This window comes from Beggiatoa alba B18LD (assembly GCF_000245015.1).
In the GTDB taxonomy this organism is placed as follows: Bacteria; Pseudomonadota; Gammaproteobacteria; order Beggiatoales; family Beggiatoaceae; genus Beggiatoa; species Beggiatoa alba.
In genome coordinates, this window is the sequence record NZ_JH600070.1 from 3896257 (window position 1) to 3909918 (window position 13662).

The window sequence follows — 13662 nt, forward strand, 5'->3', positions numbered from 1 at the left end:
CATTAAGCCCCGCTCAGGGTTAAACTTGAGCGGGGCTTTTTTAATGGTTTGGAGAAAATGTATAGCAACAGTATAGTAAACGCACTATAAAACGATGCGAAGGACTGGCAGTCCTAAATTTAAATCACTTTGTGATAAGGATTCATCAGAGAAGATTAAAACATTGTCTGAATCAGGATTTTCAGAATTAACAGAATTTAAAACCCTTAAACCAAAAAATTAAGGTGAAAGACGCTTTTTAATTCTGCTAATTCTGAAAATTCTGTGAATCCTGATTCAGACAAACTGTTGTCTTTTTTGAAAGAATCTCGTCGAACTCAGGTTAGTAAGTCTGTGTCTGCCTTCTCTAATTTAATTTATTAATCGGCTGTTCCATCGTCTCTAATCGTAATAGCACCACAGATGGAACACGTTTTCCTTCTATTTGTAAGCGTTTAATTAAATCACGAGCAGCTGTACAAAGAATTTTTTGTTGTTCTGCGCCGAATAAGGTCATTGCCGCTCGTAGTGCTTTGTTTTCTTCAGATAATAAAGTCGGGACAATGCTCGCTTCATTAATGGGTGATTCTGGGTGTAAAAGGTGGGCAATTAGCGGATATTCTAATAAGTTGAAATGTAGTTGACGGGCAACCATTTCTTTTTCTAGTTCTTTTAGTGTTTTACTGTCATGTAGTCCACTAGCACGGATGGATTCAACAATGAGTTCGCCCAGTTTTACAAGGGCGTTTTTTTCCATGCTGTAATCTTTTCCTCCTAAGCCTGCACAGTGTTCGTAAAGGCTATCTATTTTTGTGCGTAGGTGTAGCACGACATCGGCTTCTACCTGTGCTTGTAATGTTGCCACTTCTTCTAATAGTTTTTGAAATTGGCTTGTAAATTTTTGGCGTTCGCTTTCGTCGCGTTTTTGGGCGCGTTCAACTTCTGCTTGTGTAACCTCGCGGTCACGGATTTCAGCAAAGAGGGGGTTTTGATATTGACGTTGTAAGTAACGTTCCCAACAACCAGGGCGTTGGCTAAAACGAATTTCCATCGGTGTGTCCTCCTCTCTATTTGCTATAAAACCGTTATCGCTTGTGTCGGGCGTATCATATTAACGGGTTTTTGATGTGATGGTTTTATGATTTTCGTAAGATGCTTTGGATAAGCAATAGCATAGCAAAACGTATCCAAACAGCGGTAATAACTCCCCATTGTAACCAGATAGGATATTGTTGGCGAAAGAATTTTCGGTAATAGCGTACCATGCCACGATGTTTGTACCAGAGTACTCGAATGGGGTGGCGACGGCTACACGCGCCTTTAATATGTGTGACTTCTATGTCGGGAATGAAGAGAATTGTCCAGCCTGCTTGGCGAAAACGCATAAACCAGTCTAAATCTTCGCAGTGGAGAAAGTAGGCTTCGTCCATTGTACCGACTTGTTCCATGGCTTGTCGGCGGACAAACATGCAAGCACCTGAGATGCCTTCCATTTCTGTGGGTTCAGTGGGCATGGGTTCTTGTGTGAGGACAAAGCTTTTAAAGCGGGGGTGGTTGGGTAGGAGTTTGTCTAGGTGAAGTACACGAACGACAGAACGCCATGGGCTGGGTGTGCCACGCCGACTGCCCGCTTGTTCTGTCCCGTCAGGGTTGCGCACAAGCGCGCCTGCCATGCCAACATGGGGGTATTGTGCGAGGGTTTGGCAGAATCGGTAGAGGGTATCGGGTTGAATGAGGCAGTCGGGGTTTAGAAAGAGGTGGTATTGTCCGCGTGTTTGTGGAATCGGGCGGTTGGAGGCTTTGGCAAAGCCTTCGTTGCGCTCGTTTTGTAGGATAGTAACCCGTTTGTCATTGTGAACAGCAGCCCGTAGGGTGGCAAGGCTGGTGTCATCTGAGGCGTTGTCGACAACAAAGATTTCAAAGTCAATTTGTTGTGAGGCAAGGGCAGATAACACGCAGCGGGTGAGTAGTTCACCACCGTTGTAGTTGACGATGATGATGGAGACAAATGGGGTTGTTGTGGGTGTTTGGTCTGTAGTATCCGACAAGGCGTAGGCTCTTTATAGGATGGGTCGTGAAATTAGCGTTTCATGGAGTCGAAAAACTCGGCGTTGTTTTTGGTGAGTTTGAGTCTGTCCATGAGGAATTCCATCGCGGCGATGTTGTCCATGGGTTGGAGAAGTTTGCGTAGTATCCATGTTTTTTGGAGGTCGTCGGCACTAACCAGTAGTTCTTCTCGGCGAGTGCCTGAGCGGTTGATATTGATGGCGGGATAGATGCGTTTTTCGGCAATTTCGCGGTCTAGGTGTAATTCGTTGTTGCCTGTGCCTTTGAATTCTTCGTAAATCACGTCGTCCATACGTGAGCCTGTATCAACAAGGGCAGTAGCGATGATGGTGAGGCTGCCGCCTTCTTCAATGTTACGTGCTGCGCCGAAAAAGCGTTTTGGGCGTTGTAGGGCGTTGGCATCGACACCACCTGTGAGGACTTTGCCTGAGGAGGGGACAATGGTGTTGTAGGCGCGGGCAAGGCGGGTAATGGAGTCTAGGAGGATAACGACATCGCGTTTATGTTCAACCAGTCGTTTTGCTTTTTCAATCACCATTTCAGCAACTTGGACGTGTCTTGTCGCGGGTTCGTCAAAGGTGCTGGAAACGACTTCGCCTTTAACGGAGCGCATCATTTCGGTGACTTCTTCGGGGCGTTCGTCAATGAGGAGGACGATGAGGTAGCATTCTGGATGGTTGATGGCGATGGAGTGGGCGATGCTTTGGAGCATCATGGTTTTCCCTGATTTGGGGGAGGAGACTATCATGCCGCGTTGTCCTTTGCCGATGGGGGCGATAAGGTCAATAATGCGGGGGGTGACATCTTCAGTACTGCCATTGCCAAGTTCTAAGCGGAATCGGTCGTTTGCAAAAAGTGGGGTTAGGTTTTCAAAGAGAACTTTATTTTTGGCTTGTTCTGGGGCTTCAAAGTTGATTTCGCTGACTTTAAGCAGGGCAAAATAGCGTTCGCCTTCTTTGGGGGGGCGAATTTTGCCTGAGACGGTGTCGCCTGTGTGTAGGTTAAATCGGCGAATTTGGCTGGGTGAGACGTAGATATCGTCTGGACCTGCAAGATAGGAGCTGTCAGCAGAGCGTAAAAACCCGAAACCGTCTTGTAATATTTCTAGTACGCCATCCCCGAAAATGTCTTCGCCTTTTTTGGCATGGGCTTTGAGGAGCGCGAAAATGATGTCTTGTTTACGAGCACGGGCTGTTCCCTCTAGTCCCAAATCCTGTGCCATTTGGATAAGTTCGCTAGCATTTTTTTTCTTGAGTTCGGTTAGATTCATAATTGTCTATTTGGGTAGAGATTGTGTTGCAGGGATGGTTAAGAATGGTCTTGATGGAGATTGTATCGGGGTTGCGGATGATACGCGCTTAGGTATCAGTGCGGAATACAGGGGCTAACTATCGAGCATAGTGATGAATTCGCTAACAGTCTGTAGATGGTAGTGATGAAATGGTGAGTGGTTTTTTAGTTCTTTAAGAAAACTATCGCCCGTTTTGGTATCGTGCGTTGGTGAGGGGATTAAAACGGGCTGGGTTTGTGTGAACTAACGAAAAATACGTTTTAAGAATATGCTTATGACTACTTTAGTTTTTAATGTAGTGCGTTGCACACTGTAGTCGTAAATGCTAACACGTCAGTAATATTTCGTCTAGTTTTTTTGCATTAGAGATTGCTATCTAAGAATGCGGTCAGTTGAGATTTTGAAATTGCGCCAACTTTGGTGGCTTCTACGTTGCCGTTTTTAAATAATATCAGGGTTGGAATGCCACGAACACTGTATTTAGGGGGGGTTTCTGGGTTGTTATCAATGTTTAATTTAACCACTTTTACCCTTCCTTCATATTCTTTGGCAATTTCTTCCATGATAGGCGCAATCATTTTGCAGGGTCCACACCATTCTGCCCAATAATCAACTAAGACGGGGGAGTCTGCATTCAGCACTTCATCTGCAAAGGTTAAGTCAGTAATTTCTGTTATATTTTCGCTCATTTACGAGATGCTCCAATGATTGAGGATAAACTTTTGTGTGTTTGAAGAAAGATAGTGGTGAATGGTCATTCTGTTCTTCACGTTTGTTGTTTTAGTACGCACGTAAAGCAGGATTTATTGTACATCTAATCAAACATTTTAAAATAAAAATTCTAAATAAGTCTTGTCTTTCTGTTTGTTATATTAATTAATCCAACAATTACGATATGTTAATAATTGGGGATGTATTGTGTATTTCTCAAGTATATTCGTTATTGCGTATATAAAGATGGGCAGGCAATATTTTTGTCTGCTATACGTGTTTTATGAGGATAGCGATTTAACTAATTCACGAATATGTTTTAATTGAAAATTTTTTGCCATTTGGCGAACACGGTAGGTAAACGCTTGTAACGCTTTGTTATCATTTTCTAAAATGGTGATATATTCTAAAATGCCTTCAATATCACCGCGAATAGTGAGGTCTAGTAGGGTTTTTAGTTGTTCGGAATTGGGGGCTGTGAACGTTGTTTCTATTGGTAAGGTCATTTCAGGTTTTTCATATGTCCATGTGAGACTCAGATAGTGTTTTAGCTTTTTAAGGAGTTCATCTGCTTTAATGGGTTTTGCAATAAAATCGTCACAACCTGAGGCTAGGCTTCTTTGTTGGTCTTGGCTGAATGCGCTGGCAGATGCGGCAATAATGGTAATATCAGATGCAATAGGAAGTTTGCGAATGCGTTCTGTCGTGGTAAAGCCGTCCATTTCTGGCATCACTAAGTCCATTAGGATGACATCTGGTTTTAATTCTTGGGTTTTTTCAATGGCTTCTTGTCCTGTGTAGGCATGACTAATTTCAAAGCCTAAAGGTTGTAATAAGTGTTTACAAACCAGCTGGTTAAATTTTTGGTCATCCACAATGAGAACTTTACGCTGTTGTCCTTCGTAGCCTGTAATTTTGGGTAAAATGCTGGGTTGGTTATCAGAAAAGCCTTTTGCTTCTGGTAAATGTATCGTAAACCAGAAACGGCTACCTTGTCCGAGTTGGCTGGTAATTTGTAATTTACCGCCCATCATGTTGACAAGGCGATTGCTAATTGAAAGTCCTAAGCCTGTACCTTCCATTTGTTGATTGTGTGAGCCAATTTGTTGGAAGGGGAGGAATACTTCTTCTAATTTATTGCTAGGAATTCCAATGCCTGTGTCTTCAACGCTAAAACAAATTTTATCGTGTTCTTTTTCTACACGGAAAATGACTTGCCCCTTTTCGGTAAATTTAATGGCGTTGCCTAATAAATTGATGAGAATTTGACGCAAGCGTTTTTCATCGCCACGAATGGCTGTCGGTAATGCATTTTTTTCTTTCCGAACAAAGGGGGAATCGTATATAAACCGAATATCTTTTTGTTCTGCCCGCATTCGAAACAGGTCGACAACATTATTGAGAAATTGTTCTAGGCTGAAATCGCTTTGATATAATTCCATGCGGTCAGCTTCAATTTTTGATAAGTCTAAAATATCGTTAATCAGTGTCAGTAAATATTCGCCACTTCGCTGGATGATATTAATGCCTTCCTGCTGTTGTGGGGTTAAGTTGCTGTCATGTCTCAAAATTTGAGCGTAGCCCAAAATACCATTTAAGGGGGTACGCAGTTCATGGCTCATGTTGGCTAGAAAACGACTTTTTGCACGATTTGCGGTTTCCGCAGATTCTTTTGCATTTTCCGCTTCGGTTTTGGCTAATTGCAATTGTTTCTGTAACAGGCTGATATGTAAATGGGTTTGAATCCGTGCTAAAACTTCTTCAGGTTGAAAAGGTTTTGTAATGTAATCAACGCCACCCACTCGAAACGCATGAACTTTATCCATTGCATCATCTAATGCGCTAATGAATAAAACAGGAATGTGTTTTGTCGCTTCTTCTGCTTTTAAATGCTGACACACTTCATACCCGTTCATATCAGGCATGTTAATGTCTAACAAAATTAAATCAGGGGGCAAGAGTTGCGCCGCAGAAAGTGCTAGCGCACCACTGGGGACAGGACGGACTTTATAACCACTGTCTGCTAATAAACTGACTAATAATCGTAAATTAGCGGGATTATCATCAACGATAAGTAAGTTCGGTTTTTGGGTGTTTTCTGTCGTTGGAATTTGCATAAGCACAGGGCATCAGCAGAGAAAATTAAGAGAATCATACGGGCTACTAAGCTTGTATTATACTCGATATGTTACGCTGCAATACGGATTGATTTACCGCATAAAAATGTCATTTCTATGACGCTGATTAGCATTTGACAGGGTGTTGAGTTTATCAACATCGATTTATTTTTATGTCATCTCACAGCTACACAGGGAAGGAGATTAAAAAAGGTTAATATCTGTCACTTTCTAAGCACTGAGTCAAATAAGTAACCGCTTAGAATGTGCTACTAATCAATTGAATAACAATAACAATAAAAAATGGCGTGGTTATTGCCTTAATAATAGCAACCTATTTGATGTCAGGTAGGCATGTCTTAAATAGGCATTGGTGACACGTTATTTTTTGGAGGCTTTTTATATGCGTACTTTTATGAACAAAGGAACACCTTCAGCACCCGCTGAAGGCACTTACAGACGGCGGAAAATTTGGCTATCTGTTGTCGGAAGCCTTGCGCTTTCCGCATTAGGACAAAACGTATGGGCGTATGATATTTCTTGTACTCCTGCTAACCCAACAGGGGCAACAGCCGTTGCCGTTGTAACGACAAACGTACCCGTTCCTAGTCCTACCTTAAATCTGGGCACTATCTCTCCTAATACAACAACAACGGCAACATGTACTTTAACCACTGCCACAGCACTGCAAATTACCGCTATTACAGTGCCCTCTGGTTATACCTTGATGTCCACAGTACCCACTCCGTTCCCACTGGTTTTAGATGGAACAACGACAACAACCGCAACTTTTATCATTCGCCTGAATTCTCAAGCATCTGATACGGTCGTGAGTGGAAATGTGGGTATTTCTAGTAATGAAGCAGGATTTGCAAACGTTAGTTTTCCCATTTCTGGTACTATTGCAACGCCAGCAACGGGGTCTAATGCGAGATTACGGGTATTTGATACCACTGACTTAAGCACCTACGAAACCACAAATCAACTCTACCCTGCTGTTCCTCCACAAACAGCAACCCGTTGTTTAAACATTGGGCTAACTGCACCAGGGTCAACAGCGAACCCGATTAAAACGGTTACGGTTGGTTCAACCAATGATGGTACTTTCACCCCCCCAACAGATTCAGTAACCAGTATTGTCTTCTTCCCCTCGCCTGATACCGCCTTTGGTTTAAGCAGCACCTCAGGTTCATCAGTCACCAGCGGTCTAACGGGATTAATGGGGTTAATTGACCCTGTTGCTCCTGCAACGCTTTATACGGGAACGCCCATTGCCGGCTCGTTCAAAGTCACTTTTGACCCAGCCAAACTCAGCCCAACGCCCACAACCTATCCCTATGTTGTGCCACAACGTAAATTGCAAGTCTTCTCAACCGACCCTGATTCCAACCCTGCGGAGATTCCTATCAGTGCCGTTGTTGTCCCTGACTTGAATCCAAAATTACAAGTGTTGGTAGATACCAGCTTAACCGTATCAAAAGACGCTACAATTGATTTAGGAACAGCAACTGTTGGTGAAACCTTATCCAAAACCTTTATTTTAAAGAATATTGGATACAGTAATTTAAACTTAGCGACTATTGCTCCAACAATAGCAGGTCTGACTACTGCCGTTACAGCAACCCCTGGACCTTATGCAGATTCTGATCAAGTCTTAGGACCCCGTACTTTAAACCAACCAACAAACGGTGGTTGTGCAACCTCGTTAACGCCCTCAGGTGAACAAACAACCTTTGAATTAGCGATGACCAGCACAACTGCAGGCATTTATACAGGTACGGTAACTATCGCAACCAATGATCCTACAAATCCCAGCTTTACCTTTAAAGTGACAGGAACATTTGAAAACGCCCCACCTCCAGCCCCTGTTAGCCCTGAAATTGATGTGTACTTTGGAACAACTGAATTACAAACAGATGCCACCACGTCCATCGATTTTGGAACAACCAACATCGGTACGCCTGTTACTAAAGAAATCATTATCAAAAACGTTGGGGTTGGTACAGAAGACTTACTCGTGACCTCTGTCAACTTCTTAGGTCAAAATGGACAGCCCTCACTCAACTTCAAAACAGTTGGTACAGTAGCAAACCGTGTTGTGCAACTCAGCGAAACACAATTTAGCGTCCAATTCAGCCCAACAACGGCAGGTACTTTCAACGAAACCATTGAAATCTACAACACCGACCGTGCAAACGGTGGTACACATGATGCGGGCGTTTCAGAAAATCCCTTCCGGATTAAAGTCACTGGCGTTGCAACCTCAACAACCAGCACAGGACCCGCATTAACCATTGCCCCAGCACCAACTAATGGCTCTATTACCAGTGATGTGGGCGGTATCGTCTGCGGTACAACAGGCACTGTATGTACAGCTAACTACACCCAAAACGCGACGGTTCAATTAACTGCAACCCCTGCAACAGGCGCGACCTTCACCAGTTGGGGCGGAAACTGCTCAGGCACAACCAATCCTTTAAGTGTGACAATGGATGCCGCGAAAACATGCACAGCAACCTTTACAAGTGGTAGCACAGGCACGACACAAACCTTAACCGTAACAAAGAACGGTAACGGAACTGTCAGCAGCACCCCTACAGGCATTGATTGCGGTACAACTTGCTCTGCCAGCTTCACCAGTGGCACCAGCGTGACCTTAACAGCCAGCCCCAGCACAGGTGCAACCTTCACAGGCTGGAGCGGTAGCTGCTCAGGCACAAACACCACCGCAACGGTCACTGTTGATGCCGCTAAATCTTGCGTTGCAACCTTCAGCGATACCAGCACAGGCACAACACAAACATTAACCATCACAAAAACAGGTAGTGGCTCTGTCGTCAGCTCTCCCAGCGGTGTTAATTGCGGTACGACTTGTTCTGCAAGCTTTAATACCAACACAGCCATCACCTTAACAGCCACACCGACAACAGGTGCAACCTTCACAGGTTGGAGTGGTAGTTGCTCAGGCACATCTACAACCCTCGTGTTGACACTGGACAGTGCAAAAGCTTGCACAGCAACCTTTACAACAGCCACCAGTTCTGAAGCAAATTGCTTTGAATCACAAAAAGGCATCTTGTTAGATGGTGTTTGCAAACCTGCACAACCACTCTTATCCACAGCGGTAGCAACCACAGGTGAAGGTGTTGCAACCACAGCAGAAATTGTCGGCGGTGTGATGGTAAATAATGGTTCAAGCTACCTCAATCCATCTAATACCACCATGTTGGAGGATGTTGTAGTCGCAGGTCATATCAAAGTCGCTAGCGAAGACGTGGGCAAAACGGCAGACATCATTGTTGCGGGTTTATTAACCATTGGTGACCAATTCTTCTGGTACATGTTAGATGGTAAAAACAATACTTGTGAATTATGCGTCGCTGCATGGAACTTTGATAGCCGTGATATTGTCCAATCCTTAGGTCAATTAACTGCACAAAAAACAGGGCTAATCTTACCTGCTTACTACCCAATCAAGATTTATGCAAGCAAATTCGCCGCTCCTGGTGTGTTACAAATCTTCATTGGCTACCGTATCACTTCAGGTTCTGATGTTGGTAAGTTAGTGTTCAACGCAGTACCCATTGATACCACTATTAAAACAGAATAACTCACCTTGAGTGACATCTGCTGACAACCACAACAAGGGGGAGGAAACTCCCCCTTGTTTTTCGAGTGAAAAAACCTGCTATAACTTGAGTTCGGCGAGTTTCTTTTAAAAAGACAACAGCTTGTCTGAATCAGAATTCACAGAATTTTCAGAATTAGCAGAATTAAAAAGCGTGATTCACCTTAACTTTTTGGTTTGAGGGTTTTAAATCCTGTTAATCCTGAAAATCCTGATTCAGACAATGTTTTAATCTTGTCTGGTGAATCCCAATGAAAAACAAGAGAATAATCTCTGCCAGTCCTTCAACCCTTTTCGCGTGTTCCAACAGACCTGCTAGGTTTTGAAACCCTAGCAGGTCTCTGTTTTATTTTATAAATCTCGCCGAACTCAGGTTGCTATAGTAAACGTACCACAAAGTGATTAAATTTAGGACTGGCAGTCCTGTGAGGACTGCCAGTCCTCGGCATCGTTTTATAGTGCGTTTACTATATTGATGCGCTATTTTTATTGAATTCTATTTAATCTTTTTATAATACGTTTGATATATACACATCAAACCGCGTATTAGGGCTTTCTATCGATACCGTTGGTTTAGTCTCTGCGAGAAATGGCGCGAGGCGTGGACGTTTGACAACAACCCGTTGTTTAGCATTTCCGCAGGCTAGGGGTAGAAGTTTGTCCGCGTCTAAATCTTCGCCAACTAATTGGCGGAAAATCCGCATTTCTTTTTTAACTAACGCGCTTTTATCGCGGTGTGGATACATCGGGTCTAAATAGATAACATCGGGTTTTTCGTCTGGGGGAAGGTGGGCAAGATAATCGCTTGCGTCTTGGTGTATCAACTTGATGCGGGTAATAATTTCTGCTGTTTCAGGGTCTTGTTGGGCACGTTGTAGTCCGTCGTGTAACAGTGCGGCGACAACGGGGGAGCGTTCAACAAGGGTGATGCGACAACCTAAGCAGGCAAGGACAAATGCATCACGCCCTAACCCTGCGGTTGCATCGATAATGCGAGGGGTTGCATTTTTTTTCAATCCGATGGCTCGCCCTAGTGGTTGATTTTTTCCGCCCCCTTGTTGGCGACGATAGCCAACCCGCCCGCCAATAAAGTCGACATAAATGCCGTTTTCTTTACTATTAAAATCAATTAATTCTAAGTAATCAGCGCGTAAATGTAGCGTTAATCCTGTGGGGTTGGGGTGGTCGCTGAGGGGGAGATGAAAAACTGCCGCGAGTTGGGCGGCAGTGGGTTGTAGATTGGGGGTATTTGGGTAAATAGGGATGGTCATTAGTAAATTTAGTGAACAACACGGGATTCTTCATCACCAGAGACAAGGCGCACTTTGTCGCCAATGTTAAAGATTTCATCGGCAGATTGTACAACAGCAACGGTTCTACCGCTGTCTAATCGAACGGTAATTTCTAAGCCGTCTTGGCGGGTTAAGCCTTCTTCAGCGGCTGACCCTAACAGCCATCCGCCAATACCACCTGCAACAGCAGCAATATCGCTCCCTCTGCCACCACCTACTGCACTACCTGCAATTGCACCAATTGCTGCACCACCGACAGAGCCGATAGGGGTTTTTGTGCCTTCAATCAGGATGGAGCGCACGGCAAGCACAGTGCCATATTCTACTTGTTGCACTTGGCGGGCTTGTTCGCGGGTATAGACTGAGCCTGAACGGCTGGTTGCACAAGCACTGAGCGTGAATGTAGTTAATAGAATCAGTAATAAGGGATATATGCGCATAAATTGGTTATTCCTTAGTTATGGGGGTATTTGTTGTTATCTCTAAATTATTGTAAGTGTAGCAAGTGTTGTGCTAGTTTTAATCTGCATTTTTCCGTAGGGGGATTTACGGACATTCTCGATACCGTGTGTTAGTGCTTTCTATCGATACGGTTAGCTTGGTTTCGTTTGGAAATGGCGCGAGGCGGGGGTATTTAACAACTATGTGTTGTTTGGCATGTTAGGTAGGGTAGGAGTTTATCTGCGTCTAGGTTTTCGCCGACTAATTGGCGGAAAATCCGCATTTCTTTTTTAACTAATGTTTGCTAAACAAGTAAGGATAGGTTGTAACGATTAATGAAAAAAATGATAGCTCCCACGTGATCTTGCAATTTCTTAGAGAAGGATAAGGTTTTGCGAACTAAGCGACTAACTCGCTGTCTCAATGTGTTATTAAATCGTTCTATATGATTAGTTAAACCTGTCTCCTTCCCGACCGCTCGGTGACGTTTACTGGGTAATACCCCTTTATACGCCGCCCAAAAATCCGTATAACACACTGCACATTGACGATAAACGCCTAGTTTGTCGTTTTGTTTGCCTAAATGCGTTTTCCCCTTTTTAATCACATGAGGACTTTGACATTCGGGACAATCTGGCATTTTGCGTTTTGCGGTTCTCTTTTTCTGGGAGGTTCTTTATATCCTATCAACCTTACCTGTTTAACCTGAGTTCGGCGAGTTTTATAAAATAAAACAGAGACCTGCTAGGTTTTGAAAACCTAGCAGGTCTGTCGGAACACGCGAAAAGGGTTGAAGGACTGGCAGAGATTACTCTCTTGTTTTTCATCGGAATTCACCAGACAAGATTAAAACATTGTCTGAATCAGGATTTTCAGAATTAACAGAATTTAAAACCCTAAAACCAAAAATTTAAGGTGAATAACGCTTTTTAATTCTGCTAATTCTGAAAATTCTGTGAATTCTGATTCAGACAAGCTGTTGTCTTTTTAAAAGAAATTCGCCGAACTCAGGTTATTGATACACCTTCATTAATGCTAGTTCGGCGAGTGGCGAAAACCTTTTAGAATTTTTCAACCAAAAAATGTAGGGTGGAATAGCAAAGCGTATTCCACCCTACGATTTATAATCTTTTTTTGCTCAGTTTTTGCAGAATTTCAAGGTGGAATACGCTTCGCTATTCCACCCTACAACATTCAAAACAACATTCAAACTATTGTCTTTTTAAAAGAATCTCGCCGTACTCGCGTTGTTTAGCAATACCCTCGTTTTTTTAAGAGAGGCTTGGCAATTGAGTCTTTAATTTGTTGATTGGCTTGCCTCTTCCCCACGTCGCGTTAATACTTCTACGCCGTCTTCTGTCACTAATACCGTGTGTTCCCATTGGGCGGATAGGCTGTGGTCTTTGGTGACGACTGTCCACGCATCAGGTAATAGTTTGATGTGGCGTTTTCCTGCGTTAATCATGGGTTCTATGGTGAAAATCATACCAGGGCGGAGTAGTTCGCCTGTTTTGGGTGTGCCGTAGTGTAGAACTTGGGGGTCTTCGTGGAATAATCGTCCGATACCATGCCCGCAGTATTCACGCACAACGGAGAAATGGAGCGATTCAGCATGTTTTTGAATAGCAGCACCGACATCGCCTAAATAATTACCAGGTTTAACTTGTCTAATCCCTATCCATAAACATTCGTAAGTTACATCGATAAGGCGTTTTGCGCGAACAGTGGGTTCGCCTGCAATAAACATTTTGCTGGTGTCGCCGTGATAGCCGTCTTTAATCACGGTAATGTCTATGTTGACAATGTCGCCCGCTTTTAATTTTTTATCATTCGGAATGCCGTGGCAAACTTGGTGATTAACAGAAGTACAAATGGATTTTGGAAAGCCTTTATAGTTCAGTGGTGCAGGTATCACTTTTTGCACGTTGACCATGTAATCATGACAAATGCGGTCTATTTCTTCAGTGCTGATGCCAACTTGAATATAGGGTTCTATCATTTCTAAGACTTCAGCCGCTAATCGACCCGCAACCCGCATTTTTTCAATTTCTGTCTGAGTTTTAATTGTGACTGCCATAATTTTTATAGGAATACAATTGTTGTCTTGTGCCTTATGTGGTATAAAGCACGCGCTTT

10 protein-coding genes and 1 pseudogene are annotated in these 13662 nt (G+C 43.5%); 1 reads left to right on the plus strand and 10 read right to left on the minus strand.

Annotated features, from left to right (window positions below):
• Positions 1-346: 346 nt before the first annotated feature.
• The 5 genes from BEGALDRAFT_RS16045 to BEGALDRAFT_RS16065 form a co-directional block, all read right to left on the minus strand.
• Complete coding sequence (locus tag BEGALDRAFT_RS16045; protein ID WP_002691807.1) at positions 347-1030, minus strand: hypothetical protein; 684 nt, start codon at positions 1028-1030, stop codon at positions 347-349.
• Positions 1031-1115: 85 nt separating this feature from the next.
• Positions 1116-2027, minus strand: a complete 912-nt coding sequence (locus tag BEGALDRAFT_RS16050) for a glycosyltransferase family 2 protein (protein ID WP_002691809.1) — start codon at positions 2025-2027, stop codon at positions 1116-1118.
• A 32-nt stretch (positions 2028-2059) separates the two neighbouring features.
• Positions 2060-3316 carry a transcription termination factor Rho gene (gene rho, locus BEGALDRAFT_RS16055; RefSeq protein WP_002691811.1) on the minus strand — a complete coding sequence of 419 codons (1257 nt, stop codon included), beginning with the start codon at positions 3314-3316 and terminating at the stop codon, positions 2060-2062.
• 383 nt (positions 3317-3699) lie between these two features.
• The gene (trxA, locus tag BEGALDRAFT_RS16060) at positions 3700-4026 is read right to left on the minus strand and encodes a thioredoxin TrxA (RefSeq protein ID WP_002691813.1); all 327 of its coding nucleotides are present in this window, start codon (positions 4024-4026) and stop codon (positions 3700-3702) included.
• Positions 4027-4329: 303 nt separating this feature from the next.
• Positions 4330-6165 (minus strand): response regulator, encoded by a 1836-nt coding sequence (locus BEGALDRAFT_RS16065; protein WP_002691815.1) that lies wholly within the window; start codon positions 6163-6165, stop codon positions 4330-4332.
• A 403-nt stretch (positions 6166-6568) separates the two neighbouring features.
• Between BEGALDRAFT_RS16065 and BEGALDRAFT_RS18535 the strand changes: the two genes are divergently transcribed.
• A complete protein-coding gene (locus tag BEGALDRAFT_RS18535; protein WP_002691817.1) occupies positions 6569-9775 on the plus strand; it encodes an InlB B-repeat-containing protein in 3207 nt (1068 codons plus the stop codon).
• A 527-nt stretch (positions 9776-10302) separates the two neighbouring features.
• On the opposite strand, the gene BEGALDRAFT_RS16075 is transcribed toward BEGALDRAFT_RS18535, so the two are convergent.
• The 5 genes and pseudogenes from BEGALDRAFT_RS16075 to map form a co-directional block, all read right to left on the minus strand.
• On the minus strand, positions 10303-11064 hold the full coding sequence (locus tag BEGALDRAFT_RS16075; protein ID WP_002691819.1) for a class I SAM-dependent methyltransferase: 762 nt from the start codon (positions 11062-11064) through the stop codon (positions 10303-10305).
• Between the two features lie 8 nt (positions 11065-11072).
• Positions 11073-11525 (minus strand): outer membrane lipoprotein, encoded by a 453-nt coding sequence (locus BEGALDRAFT_RS16080; RefSeq protein WP_002691821.1) that lies wholly within the window; start codon positions 11523-11525, stop codon positions 11073-11075.
• A gap of 194 nt (positions 11526-11719) precedes the next feature.
• A complete protein-coding gene (locus BEGALDRAFT_RS19695) occupies positions 11720-11809 on the minus strand; it encodes a hypothetical protein (protein ID WP_081484206.1) in 90 nt (29 codons plus the stop codon).
• Positions 11810-11830: 21 nt separating this feature from the next.
• A pseudogene (locus BEGALDRAFT_RS16085) lies at positions 11831-12082 on the minus strand (IS1 family transposase); the annotation flags it as partial.
• Positions 12083-12823: 741 nt separating this feature from the next.
• Positions 12824-13603 carry a type I methionyl aminopeptidase gene (gene map, locus BEGALDRAFT_RS16090; protein WP_002691822.1) on the minus strand — a complete coding sequence of 260 codons (780 nt, stop codon included), beginning with the start codon at positions 13601-13603 and terminating at the stop codon, positions 12824-12826.
• Positions 13604-13662: the final 59 nt, after the last annotated feature.